At 38.7% G+C, this 22,047-nt stretch carries 19 protein-coding genes; 11 read left to right on the top strand and 8 right to left on the bottom strand.

Annotated elements, in window-relative coordinates:
• Positions 1–2: 2 nt before the first annotated feature.
• From yidC to rpmH, 4 genes are read right to left on the bottom strand one after another with little or no spacing between them, the layout of a single operon-like run.
• Positions 3–1,763 (bottom strand): membrane protein insertase YidC, encoded by a 1,761-nt coding sequence (gene yidC / locus AW165_RS17700; protein WP_002115440.1) that lies wholly within the window; start codon positions 1,761–1,763, stop codon positions 3–5.
• Positions 1,764–1,768: 5 nt separating this feature from the next.
• On the bottom strand, positions 1,769–2,089 hold the full coding sequence (gene yidD, locus AW165_RS19550) for a membrane protein insertion efficiency factor YidD (protein WP_003656027.1): 321 nt from the start codon (positions 2,087–2,089) through the stop codon (positions 1,769–1,771).
• A 10-nt stretch (positions 2,090–2,099) separates the two neighbouring features.
• Entirely contained in the window at positions 2,100–2,492 is a 393-nt protein-coding gene (rnpA, locus tag AW165_RS17695) for a ribonuclease P protein component (protein ID WP_005063921.1), read from the bottom strand.
• 29 nt (positions 2,493–2,521) lie between these two features.
• Positions 2,522–2,656 carry a 50S ribosomal protein L34 gene (gene rpmH / locus AW165_RS17690; protein WP_000831329.1) on the bottom strand — a complete coding sequence of 45 codons (135 nt, stop codon included), beginning with the start codon at positions 2,654–2,656 and terminating at the stop codon, positions 2,522–2,524.
• Between the two features lie 681 nt (positions 2,657–3,337).
• On the opposite strand from rpmH, the gene dnaA reads away from it, so the two are divergent.
• The 6 genes from dnaA (at position 3,338) to AW165_RS17660 (ending at position 11,101) form a co-directional block, all read left to right on the top strand.
• Positions 3,338–4,747, top strand: a complete 1,410-nt coding sequence (gene dnaA, locus AW165_RS17685) for a chromosomal replication initiator protein DnaA (protein WP_017399672.1) — start codon at positions 3,338–3,340, stop codon at positions 4,745–4,747.
• A 97-nt stretch (positions 4,748–4,844) separates the two neighbouring features.
• Entirely contained in the window at positions 4,845–5,993 is a 1,149-nt protein-coding gene (dnaN, locus tag AW165_RS20200) for a DNA polymerase III subunit beta (protein WP_060466603.1), read from the top strand.
• A gap of 14 nt (positions 5,994–6,007) precedes the next feature.
• On the top strand, positions 6,008–7,090 hold the full coding sequence (gene recF / locus AW165_RS17675) for a DNA replication/repair protein RecF (RefSeq protein ID WP_002115479.1): 1,083 nt from the start codon (positions 6,008–6,010) through the stop codon (positions 7,088–7,090).
• Positions 7,091–7,142: 52 nt separating this feature from the next.
• Positions 7,143–9,611: a DNA topoisomerase (ATP-hydrolyzing) subunit B gene (gyrB, locus tag AW165_RS17670; RefSeq protein ID WP_002115497.1), complete on the top strand. Its 2,469-nt coding sequence runs from the start codon at positions 7,143–7,145 to the stop codon at positions 9,609–9,611.
• Between the two features lie 35 nt (positions 9,612–9,646).
• Positions 9,647–10,039 (top strand): cytochrome b562, encoded by a 393-nt coding sequence (cybC, locus tag AW165_RS17665; RefSeq protein WP_023187717.1) that lies wholly within the window; start codon positions 9,647–9,649, stop codon positions 10,037–10,039.
• Between the two features lie 135 nt (positions 10,040–10,174).
• Entirely contained in the window at positions 10,175–11,101 is a 927-nt protein-coding gene (locus AW165_RS17660; protein ID WP_060466602.1) for a hypothetical protein, read from the top strand.
• 50 nt (positions 11,102–11,151) lie between these two features.
• Here AW165_RS17660 and AW165_RS17655 read toward each other — a convergent pair whose 3' ends face one another.
• Positions 11,152–13,080 carry an ATP-binding cassette domain-containing protein gene (locus tag AW165_RS17655; RefSeq protein ID WP_060466601.1) on the bottom strand — a complete coding sequence of 643 codons (1,929 nt, stop codon included), beginning with the start codon at positions 13,078–13,080 and terminating at the stop codon, positions 11,152–11,154.
• A 253-nt stretch (positions 13,081–13,333) separates the two neighbouring features.
• Between AW165_RS17655 and AW165_RS17650 the strand changes: the two genes are divergently transcribed.
• From AW165_RS17650 to erpA, 4 genes are all read left to right on the top strand, one after another.
• Complete coding sequence (locus tag AW165_RS17650; RefSeq protein WP_060466600.1) at positions 13,334–14,338, top strand: putative solute-binding protein; 1,005 nt, start codon at positions 13,334–13,336, stop codon at positions 14,336–14,338.
• 255 nt (positions 14,339–14,593) lie between these two features.
• The gene (locus AW165_RS19690; protein ID WP_002115480.1) at positions 14,594–15,601 is read left to right on the top strand and encodes a putative solute-binding protein; all 1,008 of its coding nucleotides are present in this window, start codon (positions 14,594–14,596) and stop codon (positions 15,599–15,601) included.
• Between the two features lie 351 nt (positions 15,602–15,952).
• Positions 15,953–16,957, top strand: coding sequence for a putative solute-binding protein (locus AW165_RS17640; RefSeq protein ID WP_060466599.1), 1,005 nt, complete (start codon positions 15,953–15,955; stop codon positions 16,955–16,957).
• Positions 16,958–17,081: 124 nt separating this feature from the next.
• Positions 17,082–17,417, top strand: coding sequence for an iron-sulfur cluster insertion protein ErpA (erpA, locus tag AW165_RS17635; protein ID WP_002115421.1), 336 nt, complete (start codon positions 17,082–17,084; stop codon positions 17,415–17,417).
• 60 nt (positions 17,418–17,477) lie between these two features.
• On the opposite strand, the gene AW165_RS17630 is transcribed toward erpA, so the two are convergent.
• Positions 17,478–18,320: an alpha/beta fold hydrolase gene (locus AW165_RS17630; RefSeq protein ID WP_060466598.1), complete on the bottom strand. Its 843-nt coding sequence runs from the start codon at positions 18,318–18,320 to the stop codon at positions 17,478–17,480.
• Between the two features lie 127 nt (positions 18,321–18,447).
• Entirely contained in the window at positions 18,448–19,575 is a 1,128-nt protein-coding gene (locus AW165_RS17625; protein ID WP_017386211.1) for an anhydro-N-acetylmuramic acid kinase, read from the bottom strand.
• A 61-nt stretch (positions 19,576–19,636) separates the two neighbouring features.
• Here AW165_RS17625 and tyrS point away from each other — a divergent pair, with 61 nt between their 5' ends.
• A complete protein-coding gene (gene tyrS / locus AW165_RS17620; protein WP_002115433.1) occupies positions 19,637–20,869 on the top strand; it encodes a tyrosine--tRNA ligase in 1,233 nt (410 codons plus the stop codon).
• A 165-nt stretch (positions 20,870–21,034) separates the two neighbouring features.
• Here the strand turns inward: tyrS and AW165_RS17615 are convergent, their stop codons facing one another.
• Complete coding sequence (locus AW165_RS17615) at positions 21,035–21,862, bottom strand: hypothetical protein (RefSeq protein WP_060466597.1); 828 nt, start codon at positions 21,860–21,862, stop codon at positions 21,035–21,037.
• Positions 21,863–22,047 lie beyond the last annotated feature (185 nt).

Below are 22,047 nucleotides of genomic sequence, written 5' to 3'. Positions count from 1 at the left end.
GATTAAGAAGCTGATTCAGTCTTATTGATACGACTTTTCTCAACGCTCTTATTAATAAACGACTGCTGTAAAATAGTAATACTGTTGTTCACAATCCAGTACAGTACGAGACCGGCAGGGAAGAACAACATAAATACCGTGAACATAATCGGCATAATGCGGAACACTTTTGCCTGCATTGGATCAGCGGGTTGCGGGTTCAACATTTGCTGTGCAAACATGGTAGCACCCATGATTAACGGCAAGATGAACCAAGGGTCCATTGCTGACAAGTCTTGAATCCAACCTAACCATGGTGCGTGACGTAATTCCACACTTTCCATGAGTACCCAGTACAAAGCAAGGAAAATTGGCATTTGTAGCAACAATGGTAAACAACCTGAAAGTGGATTTACTTGTTCACGCTTGTATAAAGCCATCATTTCTTGCGAGAAGCGCATACGGTCTTCACCGAACTCTTCTTTCATGCGTTGCATTTCTGGTGCAATCACACGCATTTTCGCCATAGAACGATAACTTTTTGAAGATAAAGGCCACAAGATCATCTTCACCATAATGGTAAGCAAGATGATTGACCATCCCCAGTTGCCCACAATGCTATGGAAGAATTGAAGACCTAAGAACAAGAGTTTAGCAATCGGCCATAACCAACCATAATCAACAGTCTGATTTAAACCAACAGCTAAATCTTTTAATTCAGATTGTACTTTCGGACCTGAATAAAGTTTTGCATCCACTTCCATTGAAGTGCCTGCCGGAACATTAATCACTGGTGAGGTAAAACCAATGATATTCATGTGATCAGCAGATTGACGAGATTCAAGCTTAGCTACATAAGGCTGACCATTCGCTTGAGTCAGCTTAAGGTTTCCAGGAATCCAAGCACTTACAAAATAATGCTGAACAATCGCAACCCATCCACCTTTCGCTTCAGTATTTACTTTTTCTTCTGAGAAATTAGCAAATTTAAGCTTGTTGTAATGTGCATCAGGCGTTCCCCAAGCTCCACCTAAGAAAGTTCCTAGAGTGAAAATACCTTGAGAAGATTTACCTGGATCTTCAGAATTATCGCGCTTTAATTGTCCAAACATCTGACCTTGCCAGCTTTGTTGGCTACGGTTAATGACTTGATGTTTTACAACAATTGGATATTGACCTTGAGTAAAGGTAAAAGTTTTAATAATTTCAACGCCTTCAGGTGTTTTAAATACCATCGGAACGTTTAAAACTTTTTCAGATTGACCCTTTTGGTCCTGTACACCTTTAGCATCAGCCAAAGTATATGATGTCTTTTCAACAGCATATAATGGACGACCACCACGACTACTATCTGGTCCATTCAAACCAATTAAGCCAGATTGAGCAACATATGTACGCTTGGCATCATTTTCAAGCATAACAAAAGGTTGATCGCTGTCTTTGCTTTTGTCGTGTGAGAGTAATTCAATACGAACAATATCACCACCTTTTGGATTAATCCAAATATGGTAAAGGTCAGTTTGTACTGAAATAAGCTGTTGATTCACAGGTGCAGTTGCATCTGTGGTTTGTGACTGCGCAATATTTGCTTGTGGCACATCGGAAGCCACTGTTGCATTTTTAGCATTTGGCAAATCAGCAGATACTTCATGCGAACTTACAGCTGCCGCTTGTTGTTGCGGAGCAGTTGCAGCATTTCCATAATCTTTTTGCCAAGCCAAAATGAGCAAATATGCGGTGACAAACATGGCCCCGAGAATTGCAAACCTGGCCCATTGTTGCATATCTATTACCCCAAATGGTTAGAGAGATTTTGCTTCAGTAAACGATCACGAAAGGGTACAGCAACATGATGCGTTTGAGAATCTATTTGATGAAACGAAATAAAACGAATTGCTTTTGGCGGTACCGGATCATATCCAGATCCTCCCCACGGATGACAACGACATATCCGTTTGGAAGATAACCAAACGCCTTTTATCGCACCATGAGTTTGTAATGCTTCTATCGCATATTGGGAACAAGTCGGGATATAACGACAACGGGGTCCAAGAAGCGGACTAATCGCAATTTGATACAGTCGAATCAACCAACGTAGAAAACGGACCATTGGCTATCTCTTAATTCTGCGAGGTTGTGCCAACTTTAGAATGTTTTTTTGCTAAGCGCTGTAATTTTTGCCAAGCAAAGTCTAATTGTTGATATAGCTCAGCATTCGTAATCGTTTCTATACCAACTTTCGGCATCACCACAACATCTATGTCTGATCCAAAATTCGGCTGATGTAGACGAAAGCTCTCACGAGCAAGACGTTTTATTCGATTTCTTTCATGCGCTCGGCGCACTTTTTTCTTAGCAACAACAATACCCAAACGGCTTTTAGGCTGTTCGGTTAATTTTGCAAGAAATAAAAAATGGGGTTGATGCACTTTAAAAAGCGCACCATCAAATACACTTTTATAATCTGCAGCACAGCGTATTCGCACGTCTGTGCTAAAACTGTAAAGTGTCATCACACCCAAGTCTGGTCAGCGTAACAGTATTAAACAGTTAAGCTATGACGACCTTTTGCACGACGACGAGCTAATACTTGACGACCAGCTTTAGTTGCCATACGAGCACGGAAACCATGAACGCGTTTACGCTTTAATTCAGATGGTTGGAAAGTACGTTTCATATTGAAACTCCCAAAAATGATCTTTCTATAAAGGTCCGCGATTTTATTGTGCAATGTTTACGCTGTCAATGAAAAACCAAGAAAGTTTTGTATTTAACCCAAATTTTTAATCTCTTCTCTTCTTTTTATCACGGTCATAATTCAGTGCAATATATAGCTTTAAAAGTTATACACAAAGTAATTGTCTATTTTTATTAGAACTTTTAATATATACACGCCTTATATACATATTTATCAACAAAACAAGATACCATCTTGGTTTGGATTTGCTGTATTTGAATTTAAATTCATATTTTGCAGTTATCCACAAAAGATCTCCACCCTATTAAATAAATTCAAATTTAGAAATTTAAATTTATTCTTATTAGGGATAACTTTTTCTGTGGATTTCGCACTTTTAAATTTAAAAAACATATACTTGAGTTGTTGATAACTCTGTTTTTACTATATTTATGGATTGTGGATAAGTTTATGTGTTAATTTATCCACAGGTTGTGCAAAAAGTTATACACAAGCCATTTTGAATTTAAATTTATTCACAAGAGATTTCTTTTTAGACAAAATCAACTGAAATCGTCATGACAGATGTGGATAACTTGGTTAGAATGGCGACCCCTTCTCATCAGGAAGGGTTAATCTTTAGATTATTTGAATTTAAAAACGCAGAAATAGGGGATACACATGCTTTGGACAGACTGCTTAACTCGCTTGCGACAAGAGCTCTCTGATAACGTCTTTGCGATGTGGATTCGCCCATTAGTTGCTGAAGAAGTAGAAGGAACACTGCGTCTTTATGCACCTAATCCTTATTGGACGCGTTACATTCAAGAGAACCATTTAGAATTAATTTCTATATTGGCCGAACAGTTATCAGAAGGGCGTGTACGTCAGGTTGAGATTTTAGTTGATTCTCGTCCTGGTAGTATTTTGTCTTCAGGTGAGCAGCCAGCAACTACAACTGCTGCTTTGCAAACTGCGCCCCAACAAAGTATTAAAGTAAAAAAAGAACCAGATTCTATTTCCAGTTCACCTACTACTAATAGTGTAGTGAACGCAAAAACACCGAAAAAGAAACTATTAAACCCCCAATTTACTTTTTCTTTATTTGTTGAAGGCCGTTCGAACCAGATGGCTGCTGAAACATGTAGAAAGGTATTAACACAATTAGGTGCTTCACAGCATAACCCTTTATTCTTATATGGTCCGACAGGATTGGGTAAGACTCACTTGATGCAGGCAGTTGGTAATGCTTTATTGCAAGCCAAGCCTAATGCACGGGTGATGTATATGACCTCTGAGAGCTTCGTTCAGGATTTTGTAAGTTCTTTGCAAAAAGGCAAAGTTGAAGAATTTAAGAAAAATTGCCGTTCTTTAGATTTATTGTTGGTCGATGATATTCATCTTTTAGCCGGTAAAGAAGCAAGTTTGGTTGAATTCTTCTATACATTCAATGCATTACTTGATGAATCTAAACAGATTATTTTAACTTCAGATCGTTATCCAAAAGAATTGACCGAGTTAGACCCGCGTTTGGTTTCTCGCTTTTCTTGGGGACTTTCTGTAGGCGTTGAACCGCCAGATATTGAAACTCGTATCGAAATTCTATTGAAAAAAGCCGAAAATAGCGGCGTTGATTTACCTCGAAATTGTGCATTATTTATTGCACAACAAGTAGTTGCCAACGTACGTGAACTTGAAGGCGCACTCAATAAAGTCGTCGCAATTTCTCGTTTTAAAGGTGCACCAATTGATCTTGATGTTGTCCGCGAGTCTTTAAAAGATGTGTTGGCAATCCGTGCACGTACAATTAGTGTAGAAAATATCCAACGTGTGGTTAGTGAATATTTCCGTATTCCTTTAAAAGAATTGGTAGGACCAAAGCGGACTCGAATCTATGCGCGACCACGTCAGTTAGCAATGGGACTTGCTCGTGAGTTGACTGGTGATAGTTTTCCCGAAATTGGAATGGCTTTTGGTGGACGTGACCACAGTACAGTCATGCATGCTTGCGAAAAAGTAGTAAGTCTACGTGAAGAAGATCCGATTTTTGACGAAGATTATAAAAATCTATTACGTCTACTCCAGAGTTAATGAAATGATAAGACGTTGTTGCAAAGTCTACGTAAGTGCAGCATAGTACACAGCTAAAAAATGAAATATTTGCTCCAAGTTGCTAGAGGAATGAATCGTGCGTTTGAAAATCGCTAAAGAAAGCTTACTCAATGTTTTATCGCATGTTGTCGGTGCGGTAGAACGTCGTCATACATTGAATATTCTTTCAAACGTCAAAATTCAGACTAATGCTCAGGCACTCACCATTACCGGTTCTGATTTAGAAGTTGAGCTGGTTGCCAGTACTGTTTTAACAGAAGGGGCATGCATTGAAGCAGGTGAAACAACTGTTCCTGCTCGTAAGTTGATGGAAATTTGTAAATCATTGCCTACAGCTGCATTGATTGACTTACAAATTACTGAAGATCAAAGATGTATTTTAAAATCTGGTAATAGCCGTTTTGTATTAGGTACTTTACCGGCAGAAGATTATCCATTATTGACCACTGAAAATAGTCAAGGTACACAAGTACAGGTCACTCAGCGTGAGTTAAAGCGTTTATTTGAAAAAACGGCTTTTGCTATGGCCGTACAAGATGTACGTTTCTATTTAACGGGTACTTTATTAGAAATTGATGAAAATCAATTACGTGCAGTAACAACAGATGGTCACCGTTTAGCACTATGTGAAATTACTGCTTCTTCTACATCATCTCAATTGGTCCAAGCAATTGTGCCTCGTAAAGCTGTTGGTGAATTACAGCGTTTACTTAGCATTGAAGATGAACAATTAACGTTGCTGATTGGTCGCGAATTGTTAAATGTCACAATTAATACGCCAAGCCGTGACAAAGAGCAGGGCGATATCACTGTTCGCTTTACTACAAAGTTGATTGATGGAAAATTCCCTGATTATCGTCGTGTAATTCCACGTGGTGGCGATAAACATGTGTTATTTAGCCATGATGTGTTCAAACAATCATTACAACGTGTCGCAATTTTGAGTAATGAGAAATTACGTGGTGTTTTCTTGAATTTTAATCAAGATTCTTTACAGCTACGTGCAAATAACCCTGAACAAGACGAAGCGATTGAAGATTTAGCGATTCAGTATCAAAACATACCACTTGAAATGTCATTTAATGCACAATATTTGCTGGATGTTTTAGGTGTGCTTGATGGTGATGATGTAAATATGAGCATGACTGAGGCAAATCAATCTGTATTGGTTCAAGATCCGGCACATCCTGATCAAACCTATGTCGTTATGCCGATGCGTGTATAATCTGGCTATCTAATATGCATCTTACGCGTTTAAATATTGAACGTGTGCGTAATTTAAAAACGGTTGCACTCCAAGGGTTGCAACCGTTTAACGTATTTTATGGCGCTAACGGTTCAGGAAAAACTTCAATACTGGAAGCAATCCATTTGCTTGCAACAGGGCGGTCGTTCCGCACCCACATACCTAAAAATTATATTCAATACTCTGCTGAAGATGCGATTGTTTTCGCGCAATCTGCAACTGAAAAAATTGGCATGCAAAAGTTGGCCTCTGGTGAGCAGTTGATGAAGGTCAATGGCGATACAGTGGCTACACAAGGACAACTCGCTAAACTGCTTCCTTTGCAGCATATTGATCCACAAAGTACAGATATTATTGACCATGGGGCGAAACCTCGGCGCCAGCTTTTAGATTGGCTGATGTTCCACGTGGAACCTGAGTTTTATTTTGCTTGGCAATATTATTCTCGTGCATTAAAGCAGCGTAATACTTTACTTAAAACCAGACGGAATATTTCTCTAGCGGATTTAGAGCCGTGGAATAAAATGTTGAGTGATTATGGTGAAATTTTACACTCTCAGCGTTTAAGTATTGTGGAACAATGGAATGTCTTTTTTCAAAATGATTTAAGTCAATTGCTACCTGATCTAGAGATTGAACTGGAATATAGTCCCGGTTTTCATACAGAGCAGGGACTCATGCAAGACTTGCTGAATCAACACCAAAAAGACATCGAACGACGCTATACCGAATATGGCCCACATCGTGCAGATTTGCGCTTAAAAACCCCGTTTGGACATGCTGATGTAGTTTTATCAAGAGGTCAGAAAAAACTCTTGATTATTGCCTTAAAACTGTCACAAATTGCAATGTTACATGCGAGTAATAAGGAAACTGTGGTATTATTAGATGATCTGACAGCAGAATTAGACTTAACCGCACAACAACGTTTAATTGAACGATTAAGCCAACTTGGTAGCCAGGTTTTTATGACAACTTTAGATCATGCATCGGTAAAAAAACACTTACATGATCTGTCAATTTCATATCAATTATTCAATGTTGAATCCGGTCAAGTTAGTCTTGCTTCACCATAATTTTTTGATGTTACCCATCTTTGAATAAACCTATATTTGCTAGGGAGAAACCATGAGTTCAGAGTCTCAATCAGCCTCTCAAACAGAACAAACCAATGAAAAGGCTTATGATTCCTCTAGTATTAAAGTATTACGTGGATTAGATGCAGTTCGTAAACGTCCGGGTATGTATATTGGGGATACAGACGACGGTACCGGTTTACACCATATGGTATTCGAGGTTGTCGATAACGCAATCGATGAAGCTTTAGCTGGGCATTGTGACGAAATTATTGTCACGATTCACGAAGATGAATCGGTAAGTGTTTCCGATAATGGCCGTGGTATTCCAACCGATATCCACCCTGAAGAAGGGGTGTCTGCAGCAGAAGTAATTCTTACGATTTTGCATGCAGGCGGTAAGTTTGACGATAACAGCTATAAAGTTTCAGGTGGTTTGCACGGCGTAGGCGTTTCAGTTGTAAATGCGCTTTCAAGTAAATTGCATTTAATTATTAATCGCGCGGGCCAAGTGCATGAACAAGAATATCACCACGGTGATCCGCAATATCCATTACGTGTGATTGGTGAAACGGATAGCAGTGGTACAACTGTACGTTTTTGGCCAAGTGAACTAACTTTTAGTCAAACTATTTTTAACGTTGAAATTTTAGCGCGTCGTTTACGAGAGCTTTCATTTTTAAACGCGGGCGTGCGTATTGTTTTACGTGATGAACGTATTAACCTTGAGCACGTATATGACTACGAAGGTGGTTTATCTGAGTTTGTAAAATACATTAACGAAGGTAAAACTCATCTAAACGAGATTTTCCATTTCACTGCTGATACAGAAAACGGTATTGGTGTAGAAGTTGCATTACAGTGGAATGAAAGTTATCAAGAAAACGTGCGTTGTTTTACCAACAATATTCCTCAAAAGGATGGCGGTACTCATTTAGCAGGTTTCCGTGCAGCTTTAACGCGTGGTCTTAACCAATATCTTGAAAATGAAAATATTCTCAAGAAAGAAAAAGTCAATGTGACAGGCGATGATGCACGAGAAGGTTTAACCGCGATTATTTCGGTAAAAGTACCTGATCCGAAATTCTCTTCTCAAACTAAAGAGAAACTAGTATCGAGTGAAGTAAAACCAGCGGTTGAGCAAGCAATGAACAAAGAGTTCTCTGCTTACTTACTTGAAAATCCGCAAGCTGCAAAATCGATTGCCGGTAAAATTATTGATGCTGCGCGTGCACGTGATGCTGCACGTAAGGCGCGTGAAATGACACGTCGTAAGAGTGCACTTGATATTGCAGGTTTACCAGGTAAATTGGCAGATTGTCAGGAAAAAGACCCGGCACTTTCTGAATTATATCTAGTCGAGGGTGACTCTGCTGGTGGTAGTGCTAAGCAAGGTCGTAATCGTAAAATGCAGGCTATTTTACCGTTGAAAGGTAAAATCCTGAACGTTGAACGTGCACGCTTTGACAAAATGATTTCTAGTCAGGAAGTGGGTACTTTAATCACTGCACTTGGCTGTGGTATTGGTCGTGAAGAATATAACCCTGATAAGCTTCGCTATCATAAAATCATTATCATGACCGATGCCGACGTCGATGGTTCGCACATCCGTACCTTGTTGTTAACGTTCTTCTTCCGTCAAATGCCAGAATTGGTTGAGCGTGGGCATATTTATATTGCTCAGCCACCTTTGTATAAATTGAAGAAAGGTAAGCAAGAACAATACATCAAAGATAATGATGCGTTAGAAACTTATCTCATCTCAAATGCGATTGATGAGCTATCTCTACATACCAATGCTGAAGCACCTGCAATTACAGGTGAAGCACTTGCGAAAGTGATTCAGGACTATCAGGTTTCACAAAAGAGCTTACAGCGCTTAACTTTACGTTATCCAGCTAGCTTACTTGATGCTTTACTTGAAGTAGAAGCATTCAAGAGTGATCAAAACCATGATGAAGCTTATGTACAACAATGGGCAGATCAGGTACGCGATATCATTACCAGATTACAGCCAAGTTTACGTCCAGAAATCTCTTTAGAGGCATTTGAGCGTGAAAATGCTCAAGGTGAAAAATCTGCGCATTATTGGCCGCGTATTACTGTCTATGTTCATAATCTGCCGCATGCGTATTTGCTTGATGCAGCTTTATTGAATTCAGCTGAATATGCACGTTTACTCAAAAACTCGAAGAGTTGGTTCACTTTACTTGAAGACGGTGCTTTTTTACAAAAAGGTGATCGCCGTATTCAAGTGGCTAACTTCCATCAAGTTTGGCAACATATTTTACAAGATTCACGCCGCGGTATGATGATCCAACGCTATAAAGGTCTTGGAGAGATGAATGCTGAACAGCTGTGGGAAACAACAATGGATCCTGAAAACCGTAATATGTTGCAGGTGACAATTGATGATGCGATTGAAGCAGATCGTATGTTCTCTTGCTTAATGGGTGATGATGTTGAACCACGTCGTGCATTCATCGAAGAGAATGCTTTAAATGCGGATATTGATGCTTAATTCATAACATGATTCTAAATCAGTCTAGGGAGAGAATGATGAGTCAGAAATTATTAGCTAGCCTATTAATTTCATGTGTGTTTTTAGGAAGTTCTGCTGTTTGGGCGGCAGACCTAGAAACGAATATGAAAACTTTAGCTAAGAGTACTAAAGCATTTGCTGAAGCGAAAGATGCTGATAACGCGAAAAAACAGCTTGTTGTAATGCGTGAAGCAGCAGTTTCTTCTAAGCAATATTTGCCGCATAAACTCGAAGGTTTGCCATCAGAAAATGTAAAGGTAAAAGAGTACCAAGCTGGTTTAGATCAGCTTGTTGCCGAAATTGATAAAGTAACTGTTTTAGTTGAGCAAGGACAATTAGATCAAGCCAAAACTGAAGCAATTAATTTAGTCAAAATACGAAATGAAAATCATAAAAAATTTAGATAATTGATTTTTTATGGTAAAGGGCTAATCATCATTAGCCCTTTTTTGTATCCGAAAAAAGTATTTTGTTTAACAAGTAAACTATTCGAAGTTATATTCTCTATGCGGTACTTTCTAATAACAATAGGAAATATAATTATGAAAAAGATTTATAAACTTATATTGGGTAGCATTGTTTTTGTCACTAGTGTGTTTCAATTGCATGCTGCGATAGCCCCCACCTTTTATGGAAAATTAGTATTTCATCGTTATAGTGATTATGAGGCATGGGACAGTAGGCTTTATCTTTATAACTTCACAACACAGCAGACCACATTACTCGGTGCAAATTGGAAAATTGACCATATGATGAATGGTCATTTTTCTCCAGATGGAAAATGGTTAACGTTCATGGGAGTTAACTCTGGGCAGCATTATGGTGATGCATGGGATGTATATGTATGGAAGGTCGGAAGCACTGACTTACCCATTAATCTAACTCAGGGAAATAATAAGCGCGATGAAGACCCTAAATTTATAGATAACCAGCGTATTATTTTTAAACAAAATGGCGATCTAAAAATCATTAGAATGACGGATCGTACGATGACTTCTGTGACTCAAAATGGTTGGGATATGGAAGAATCGATGCCTTATCCAATGGTGAATACCACTCAAATTTTGTATGCAAAAGGTGCTGGAAATAATTCTAGAATTTTTAGTATTGATCAGTCGGGTGTTTATGATACACAGCTGACCAATATCGCTTCATATTATCCAGTATGGTGGCAAGGAAGTCGGTTCTTATATGTGCGCTGGTATAGCCCAACAAATCCTCATGACCAGATCTATATTTATGATATGGCTAATAAACAAACTACACGTTTGCCATTTAACAATATTAATTATGATACTTCCGATCCAGCTCCTTTAGATCAGCGTTACATGGTGGTGTCTCTTGCAGGACAAACAGGGAGTCGAGGCAGATACGATTTATATATTGCAGACAGCTTATCAAGCAACGTCTGGCCTTTACCGATAAATACCAATTTAAATGAATTAGGGGCTTTTTATACGCCTTATTAATCAATAAAAAAGCCGATTAAGAAATCGGCTTTTTTATTTTAGAAAATGGATTAATCAAAAGAAGCTTCCATTTCTTCTAATTCCATCATGAGTTCCAAAAGCTGCTCTTCGTGTTGCTCAAGTTTAGCTTTCAGCTCTGTCTGCTCATTCATAAGTTTGAGTAGATCATCCTTACGTGCAGCATCATATAAAGATGTGTCTGCTAAGGATTCTTCAATTTTGGCGAGCTGCGGTTGTAGCTTTTCAATTTGTGATTCAACCTTTTCAATATTTTTACGAATAGGTCGAGTCTGTTCACGACGGCGAGCTGCTTCTTTACGCTGTGCTTCTTTATCAACTTTAGCAGGCGCTGGAGCGGCAGAGGACGAATTATTCTGTGCGACGGCAGTCTGAGCATTGATTTGCTGCTGACGTGCTTCACGTAGCCATTTAGCATAGTCCTGTAAATCACCCTCGAACTCAGTACATTTACCGCCGTGTACTAAAAGAAGCTCATCACATACACTTGCAATAAGTTGACGTTCGTGGGAAACCAGAACAACGGCACCTTCAAAATCTTGTAATGCCATGCTCAGAGCATGGCGCATATCAAGATCTAAATGGTTCGTCGGTTCATCGAGAATTAAAACATTTGGACGCTGCCATACAATGAGTGCTAGGGCTAAACGAGCGCGTTCTCCACCAGAAAAGCTTTCACATGGTGTATCCATGCGTTCACCACTAAAGCCAAAACTACCTAAGAATGAACGTAGAGTGGCTTCACTAATTTGTTTATCTGCTATACGGGCAAGCTGTAGCATTGGGCTAGCATTGCCATCTAAAGCATCCATCTGGTGCTGCGCAAAGTAACCAATATTAAGCAGCTCGGAAGCTTTACGTTCACCTGCCAAGAGTGGTAGATCACCAACCAAGCTCTTAATCAATGTTGACTTACCTGCGCCGTTCATACCCAGTAAGCCAATACGTGAGTTTGGTGTAATTTGTAATCTGATTTTTTCGGCTATCTGTTTATCACCATAACCAATGCTGGCATTATCTAAAGTCAGCAAAGGTGAACTCATTTTAGTCGGTTCACGAAAACTAAATGTAAACGGCGTATCTACATGGGCTGGTGCAAGTTGCTGCATGCGCTCAAGTTGTTTAATACGACTTTGTGCCTGACGAGCTTTAGTCGCTTTTGCTTTAAAACGGTCAATAAACTTTTGTAAGTGAGCGCGTGTTTCTTGCTGCTTCTCAAAAGCTTGTTGTTGCTGAGCAAGACGTTCACTACGTGTGGTTTCAAATGTAGAGTAGTTTCCGGTGTAAAGTGTGAGTTCTTGATTTTCAATGTGAAGAATATGATCTGTAATCGCATCTAAAAAGTCGCGGTCATGCGAAATTAGAATGAGTGTACCTTCATAGGCTTTAAGCCAATCTTCTAACCACAGAATTGCATCCAAATCTAAGTGGTTTGTTGGCTCATCCAGTAAGAGTAGATCAGAACGACTCATGAGGGTACGCGCCAAATTTAAGCGCATACGCCATCCACCCGAGAAGCTCTCAACGTTCAAACGTAATTGATTTTCTAGAAAACCAAGGCCTGCCATGAGCTGCGCAGCTTTAGAGGGCGCTGAATAACCATGGATTTCATCAAAACGGCCATGCAATTTAGCCAATTCAAAATCAGTCAGTTGATCTGGTTGAACAAGCTTATTTTGTATATCCCAAAACTCTTCATCACCTGAAAGAACAAAATCAATTGCAGGCATATCTAGGGCTTTCACTTCTTGGGCCATATGCGCCACGGTCCAGCCTGTAGGACGAGTAAGTGAACCTTCATCTGCACCTAAACTTCCAAGTAATGCAGCAAATAAGGTCGATTTACCTGCGCCATTTACACCAGTTAGACCAATCTTCCAACCTGGGTGTAATTGCATAGATGCTTTTTGAAATAGAACACGTCCACCGCGGCGTAAAGAAACTTGGTCAAATTGAATCATCTTATTGTATCGAGGTGAGTTAGGGATGCTGTATTTTAAAGAGAACTGCCGATGAAAACAAAACTTTCCGGATTTTAGTGAGTAGGTATTAATAATTACATATATCAATACATCCTAACTTTCGCTATTCATCCGAAATTTTCAAAATATTGAATAAGATAGAATACTTTTAAAAAAATATGGCTAAAATAAAAACTGTTTAAAATTTGGTTGATTAATGAGCTACTAATAAAACTAGACTAAGGAAAGTCAAATGAAAAAAAGATTGGGGATAATTGGTGCAGCATTTTGCTGTGCTGTGGGGACAGTACATGCAGGACAAAATGTCTGTGTGTTTGATTTATTAGGAAAGTCAGGTGAGTCCTATAAAATGATGGAAGAGTGGGCGCTTGCAGCGAAAGAATGGCAAGCAGATATCACTTTAATTCCATTTCAAGATGAAGGCTTAGTTGACCGTAGACTGCGTGAAGGTAAGTGTGACGCCGCTTATATGACCTCCATGCGGGCGCGAAATTATAATAAATTTGCAGGTTCAATTGATGCGATTGGAGGGGTAACCAGTAATGCAATTGCTCAAAAAGCTATTAGTTATGTTTTAGATAAGCGTAATAAACATCGCATGGTGACTGCACAAAATGGAACTAATTACGAGGTCGTCGGTATTGTTCAAATTGGATTGGCTTATTTATTTGTGAGAGATAAAAGCCTTAATTCAATTGAAAAAGTACGTGGGACTAAGTTTGCTATTTTGCAATATGACGCAGCACAAAAAATTATGGTAGAAAGTGTTGGCGCTCAGCCCATTCCTTCAGAAATTACCGATTTTGTGAAAAAGTTTAATAGTGGCCAAGTCGATGCAATTGCGGCACCAGCCTATGCTTATAAACCTTTAGAGATTGGTAAAGGGGTGGGAGTAAAAGGGGCAATGTTTACTTTCCCCGTAGTTAACGTCACAGGTGATTTAATTGCCCGAAGTGATAAGTTCCCTACAGATTTCGGTATAAAGTCACGTACTTGGTTTATACAAAAATTACCTCAGAATTTTGCCATGATAAAGCAGCTAGAAATGGGTGTACCCTCAAAAATTAAAATTAATTTTTCAGCAGAAGACAAAACTAAATATCAAAAAATTTTACGTGAAGGTCGCCTCAGCTTAACAAAACAAGGTGTATACGATGCAACAATGATGAGTGTGCTGAAGCGCGCCCGCTGTACAGTTGAACGGACAAATTTTGAATGTACGCTTAATGGAGAGTAGTTTATTTTTTAAACACAAAAACGCTACATATATTTCAAAGCTGAATATGGGTATGAAAATTGTGAATATAAAAAATAACTTACGGAAAATTAGTGATTTTTCCTTTTAATAAATAATTTAAAACCAACAAACAATGGTTCAATGAGATAAAAATATTTGAGTAAAAGCTCTATTTTTTTCTAAAAAACATGATTAATATCTGTGTTTGAAAGGAAACTTCAAACAAAAAATCTGTTCCGTGGAAGGATGAAGAAAATGAAAAAAATCGTACTTGCTATGGCTGCCGCTTCTGTTGTTGGTTTTTCTGCTTCAGCGCAAGCAGCGAGTACCGTATGTGTATTCGACCTCTTAGGAAAAGCAGGCGACTCATATAAAATGATGGAAGAATGGGCTCTTGCTGCAAAAGGCTGGGGTACTGAAATTAACTTAGTTCCTCGTCAGGACGAGGCTGTTGCTGATAATGATTTTAAAGCGGGTAAATGTGATGCTGTAGCAATGACAGCAATGCGTGCACGCCAATATAACAAATTCGCAGGATCTATCGACTCACTTGGTGGTGTTCCAAATAACCAAATCGCTCAACGTGCAATTACTTATGTATTAGATGCGCGTAATGCAGCAAAAATGACCACGAATATGGGTGGTAAAAAATACGAAGTTGCTGGTATTTCTCCGCTAGGTTCAGCATTCATTTTCGTACGCGACAAAAACATCAACTCTGTTGAAAAAGCTGCGGGTAAAAAATTCGCTGTACTTGGCTATGACGATGCACAAAAAATTATGGTGCAACGTGTAGGAGCTCAAGCAGTTCTTTCTGATATCTCAAACTTTGCTGCTAAATTTAACAATGGTCAGGTAGATATGGTAGGTGCACCTGCTTATGCTTACAAACCATTAGAGTTAAATAAAGGTTTAGGCGCAAATGGTGTAATGTGGAACTTCCCTGTATTACACGTTACAGCAGATCTAGTATTACGTTCTGATAAATTCCCAGCTGGTTTTGGTCAAAAATCTCGTGACTGGTTTGTTAAACAGTTACCTAAGAGCTTTGCAATGATCAACCGTTTAGAAGCGCAAATTCCTGGCAAATACAAAATGAACTTAAGTGCAGAAGACAAACTTAAGTATCAAAAAATGTTGCGTGATGGCCGTATGGACTTAACTAAACGCGGTGTTTACGATGCTGGAATGATGTCTGTACTCAAAAAAGCACGTTGTTCTGTAGACAAGGCTAACTTTGAATGTTCAATGCCTGGTGAATAATCCTAATTTCTTTTAAAAAGCCTAGACTGAGTTCTAGGCTTTTTGTTTTATATACGCTGTCAGTTCTGCCATTGTGGTTAGTTAGAAAGACGTTAAGCTAAATTTAGATAAAAACTTCATAAGGAAACATGAAGGTATAAAAATAGATCAAGGACTTGAGTGATTAAAATAATTGCTAATAGATAGGTCATTCGCTATCTATTTTTCAGGGAAATAAAATCATAAAAGCAAATACGGTCTATACAAATATTCCATCATGATTTTTATATGAAGCCTATCCGATTCATACCTGATGGTGTGAAATTTCTTGCTATCGAAAAACAAAAACTCCACAAGGAAAGGAAAAAGAATATGCAATTTTCCAAAACGCTATTACTTGCGATGGGACTTACCACAGTTTCTTTTGCAGCCGAGGCTAAACAAACAGTATGTGTTTTTGACTTCGTTGGAAAAAATGGCGACGTTTATGCGCTGATGAAGGATTATCAACTTGCCGCTAAAAACTGGGGAGCTGATATCGAGCTTAAAGTAAACCAGAATGAAGCCGTGATTGCTGAAGATTTTAAAGCGGGTAAATGTGATGGTATTAGCGTGTCAGGGATGCGTGGTCGCCAATTTAACTCATTTACTGGATCATTAGATGCAATTGGGGCCATTCCTGATCTCAAGCTTGCTGTAAAAGTGATGCAAGGTTTAGCGAGTCCGACTTTTAGTAAATATATGGTTAATGGTCGCTATGAGGTGGTCGGTGTTATTCCGGTTGGTGATGCTTACCTTTTGGTAAATGACCGTAGCATCAATACAGTAGCGAAAGCTGCAGGTAAGAAAATTGCTGTGCTTGACTATGATGAAGCACAAAAAATTATGGTTCAGCAGGTCGGGGCACAGGCGGTTAGTGCTGACGTAACAAATTTCGGTGCGAAATTTAATAACCATCAAGTTGATATTATTGGTGCGCCAGCAGCAGCATTTAAACCTTTGGAACTACAAAAAGGTTTAGGTACAAAAGGTGCGATCGTGAATTATCCAATCTTACAGGTCACAGGAAATATTATTATCCGACCTGATAAGTTCCCAGCTGGTTTTGGACAGAGATCTAGGGAGTGGGTTTCGGGTCAGCTACCACGTGCTTTTACCATCTTGGGTAAGATGAAAGCTGACATTCCACAAAAATACTGGATGGATGTCCCAGCAGCCGATAAACCGGGTTACCAAAAGCTTATGCGTGAATCTCGAATTAACCTTACACAACGCGGTGTGTACGATAAACGCATGATGAAACTACTATGGCAATTCCGTTGCAAGCAAGATGCTAAAAACTTCGAATGTGGCTTACAGGATGAGAATTACAAATAATCTTGATAAAAATACTCAAGATTCGCTTTAAACTTCGAAGACAGACCCTATATTGATTATGCTATACTCAACATAGGGTCTTTTTTATTTTGAAAGGCACAGCAAAATCCGAGGAACAATCATCATGAATGCCCAAGCTCTAGTTTTGACAGATAATGCTGCCAATAAGGTACGCCAACTCCGTGATAGTGAAGGGAATGACGATCTCATGTTACGTGTGTATGTAACAGGAGGCGGGTGTTCAGGGTTTTCGTATGGCTTTAATTTTGCTGAAAGCGTAAATGAAGATGATGCAGAATTCGTAAATGGCGATGTAAAAATGCTGGTTGACTCACTTAGCTACCAATACCTCATTGGTTCAGTAGTTGACTATGTAGAAGGTCTTGAAGGTTCGCGTTTTATCGTACAAAACCCGAATGCAACAACAACATGTGGTTGTGGTTCTTCATTCTCGATTTAATAGAATTTTAAAATTTAAAAAACCTCTCTATTTTGAGAGGTTTTTTTATTGATCAAATCATTATTTTTTACGGACAGATTCTAAAAAGTATTGTACCAGTTCAGGCGCATTCTGATAGGGAATCCAATGCGACGCATCCATAAAAACTGCTTCATAACTATTTTTAAAATAATGTGAGTTTAGCTCGGCGCTTTTTTCTGTAACGGCAATATCATGTTTACCCCAAATAAAAAGAGTGGGGACATCTATGGCTTTAAATGGATTTTGAGGTTTGTCCCAAAAAAAGCCACGATACCAATTCAACGCCGTGGTTAATCTATTTTCCTTTATAAACTCAGCCTCAAATATCGCAATTTGCTGTTCAGTCATGCCTGATGACTTTAGAAACTTACGACCCAATTTAGGTATCTTTTTAAATAAAAGTTCGGGCAGAATCGGTAGCTGAAAAATTGCAAAATAATAAGATTTAAAAAGTTGTCTACTGCTTAAACAAGCTTTTAAAAATGCAGCTTGATGAGGTACAGAAACTAAAGTGAGATGTTGAATATATTGTGGATACTTCATAGCAACGCCTGAAGCAATTGCCGAGCCCCAGTCATGCCCAATTAAATAAACTGGCTGGCCGAGCTGTTCAATTAAACTTGTCACATCTTCTACAAGTTCACTCAATGAATATTGAAATCGGCTTTGAGGTCTAGCATTTAAACTATAACCACGTTGATGAATTGCAAGCGTTCTAAATTGATGCTCATGCAATAATTCCGAAGTCTGCTCCCAACTATAGGCAGTTTCTGGGAAACCATGCAATAAAACGACGAGAGGACCATCTATAGGGCCTGAATCAATCACATCGAATGTCCAAGCCCCGCGTGTGTATTGATGAATACGTTTGGTCAGATCCATACAAACATGCCTTAAATTATTTTTATCGGCATTTATCATGAGTTTTTATGCTCATTTAAATAACAGCATTTCGGGTCAGTAAATGTGCTATGAGGTCGAATCTAACCAAACAAATTAATAAATAGTTTTATACTGCCGTGATCGTACCTAGGATTCTGAAATCCGAAGCGCCTGTGACTGCTGGCAAATTTCCACTTAAACCATCTACAAAGCGCATTGCTAACCATGCAAATGCTGTAGCCTCGACCCAAGTAGGGGAAAGTCCTAACACATCGGTAGGTTGAACAGACCAATTATGTTTACGTAAACGCCAACGTAATTGTTCTAACAAATAAGAGTTATAAGCACCACCACCACAGACATATACTTCACCTGTTTCCATCTCAGAACGATAAATTGCTTTTTGAATGGCACGCACAGTAAGTTTTAATAGGGTTGCTTGAATGTTTTCAGGGGTATCTTCTAACTCATCGTAAGTTAAATCATTTCGCCAATCGATTAACTGATCATCCAACCAGTCAATATTAAAGTCTTCACGTCCTGTGCTCTTAGGCGGTTCTTTAGAAAAATACTCGTGGGCATGGAGACGGTCGAGTAAAGAGCGGATAGGATGACCATAAGCTGCCCAGTCACCATTTTCATCATATGGATGACCTGTATGGCGATGGCACCAAGCATCCATCAAAATATTTGCAGGACCTGTATCAAAACCAAATACGCCGTCACTGTTATTGGCAGGCAGCATACTCACATTAGCAATACCACCCAAATTCAAAATTACACGATGAATACTTGGATGTTGGAATAATGCTTGATGGAAAGCCGGAACCAATGGCGCGCCTTGACCACCTGCTGCCATATCTCTACGACGGAAATCTGAAACAACCGGAATCTGAGTAATTTCAGTAATAATGTTTGGATCACCAATTTGTAGCGTAAAGCCATGTTCTGGACGATGACGAATAGTTTGTCCATGCGAACCAATTGCTTTTATTTGGCTACGGTCTAATTGGTGCTTTTCAATGAGAGTATTAATCCCATGACCAATCATTTGGGCTAGAGCAACATCAGCTTTACCCATGCGGTCAATTTCATTGTCATCAGGTAAAGTTAATGCCATAAGCTCATCACGTAACTCGGGTTCGAATGGAACTGTAAGAGTGGCATGAAGCTGTAGTGGCTCAAATGAAGCCGCAACAATATCCACACCATCCATACTAGTGCCAGTCATTACGCCGATATAGATTGCGCTCATATGCAACTTCCCCTGCAAGACGCTGAAAAAATGTTAGTATATCGCACAAATTGAATAACTGATGTGTTTAGGTTTTGTGATGTCAAATTTCTTGCCCGCCGAAGAACAGCTTGCCCTCATCCAACGAGGCACGCACGAAATTATTTCAGAAGAAGATTTACTGAAAAAGCTTAAAGAGAATCGCCCTCTTAAAATTAAAGCTGGTTTTGACCCTACAGCACCAGATTTACATTTAGGACATACGGTTCTTATTAATAAACTAAAAACCTTCCAAGACTTGGGCCATGAGGTTACCTTCTTAATTGGTGACTATACAGCGATGATTGGTGACCCAACTGGTAAAAGCGCAACTCGTCCGCCGTTGTCACGTGAACAAGTAGAAGCCAATGCTAAAACTTATCAAGAACAAGTTTTCAAGATATTAGATCCGAATAAAACAAAAGTACGTTTTAACTCAGAATGGTTTAATCAAAAGTCTGCTGCTGACCTTATTCAATTAGCAAGTCAGCAAACCGTATCACGTATGTTAGAGCGTGATGACTTTACTAAGCGTTATAGCAATCATCAGCCGATTGCAATTCATGAGTTTTTATATCCTTTAGTTCAAGGTTATGACTCAATTGCGCTTGAAGCTGATGTTGAGTTAGGCGGTACAGACCAGACCTTTAACTTACTTATGGGTCGTACTTTACAAAGCCGTTATGGCCAAGAATCTCAAGTGTGTATCACTGTGCCGATTCTAGAAGGTCTAGATGGCGTAAATAAAATGTCTAAATCTTTAGGTAACTATATTGGTGTATTTGATACACCAGGAGCAATGTACCAAAAAGTTTTATCAATGCCAGACTCTTTAATTGAACGCTATTTCGATTTATTAAGCTTCAAATCTCTTGATGAGATCAAAGCTTTATTAGATGAAATTGCTGCTGGTCGTAATCCGCAGGAAGTAAAACGTATCCTTGCGCTTGAGCTAGTTGAACGCTTCCATGATGCAGAAGCTGCTGCTAATGCCCACAAGAGTGCTGGTAACCGTATTACAGAAGGGGAAGTACCTGAAGACACACCAGAAGTGACTATTTCACTTGGTGAGTTTGGAGGAGAAATTTTTATTGCTACGATTTTACGTGTAGCAGGCCTAAATCCGAATGCAGCTGCGGCAAAAGATGCGGTAGCTCGTGGTGCGGTAAAAGTTGACTGGAATGCTGTTGATGCAAGCTTCTCTGTAAAAGAAAACGGAAGCTTTATTATTCAATCAGGTAAAAAAGCAATTGCACGTGTAATTTTCACTGACTAATAAAAAAGTTATAGATTAAAAAAGCAGGAGTAATCCTGCTTTTTTTATTTCTGGATCACAAAACCAATTAAGCGTTCCACGTGGAACCATCGAAACATAATTAATAATAAATGAAGTAAATTAAAAGCAAGAAGAAATATAGCTGGGAATAGAGTTTTTACTCTATTATATCTTTGGAATCTTTGGAATCTTTGGAATCTTTGGAATCTTTGGAATCTTTGGAATCTTTGGAATCTTTGGAATCTTTGGAATCTTTGGAATCTTTGGAATCTTTGGAATCTTTGGAATCTTTGGAATCTTTGGAATCTTTGGAATCTTTGGAATCTTTGGAATCTTTGGAATCTTTGGAATCTTTGGAATCTTTGGAATCTTTGGAATCTTTGGAATCTTTGGAATCTTTGGAATCTTTGGAATCTTTGGAATCTTTGGAATCTTTGGAATCTTTGGAATCTTTGGAATCTTTGGAATCTTTGGAATCTTTGGAATCTTTGGAATCTTTGGAATCTTTGGAATCTTTGGAATCTTTGGAATCTTTGGAATCTTTGGAATCTTTGGAATCTTTGGAATCTTTGGAATCTTTGGAATCTTTGGAATCTTTGGAATCTTTGGAATCTTTGGAATCTTTGGAATCTTTGGAATCTTTGGAATCTTTGGAATCTTTGGAATCTTTGGAATCTTTGGAATCTTTGGAATCTTTGGAATCTTTGGAATCTTTGGAATCTTTGGAATCTTTGGAATCTTTGGAATCTTTGGAATCTTTGGAATCTTTGGAATCTTTGGAATCTTTGGAATCTTTGGAATCTTTGGAATCTTTGGAATCTTTGGAATCTTTGGAATCTTTGGAATCTTTGGAATCTTTGGAATCTTTGGAATCTTTGGAATCTTTGGAATCTTTGGAATCTTTGGAATCTTTGGAATCTTTGGAATCTTTGGAATCTTTGGAATCTGTAGACTTAAGGGACTATATATGTCTATAAACTCTATTAAAGACATAGGAAATTAAAAATTTCCCAAATTCTTAAATATAAAACTAATAAAAGGCAGTAAAAATGCCCAAAAAAAAGCCATATATATGACTTTTTTCGCAAAATAGTAGAAAAAAACGACACTCAAGTGAAAAAGGCTGAAATACCCCTTGCAAAGGGAATGAGATGGTCTATAATGCACATCCATCGGCG

Origin of the sequence: Acinetobacter sp. LMB-5 (genome assembly GCF_001541635.1) — a bacterium.
Classification (GTDB): Bacteria; Pseudomonadota; Gammaproteobacteria; order Pseudomonadales; family Moraxellaceae; genus Acinetobacter; species Acinetobacter pittii.
The sequence above is the reverse complement of the archived record's forward strand: the minus strand, read 5'-3'. Positions and strand labels throughout refer to the sequence as shown.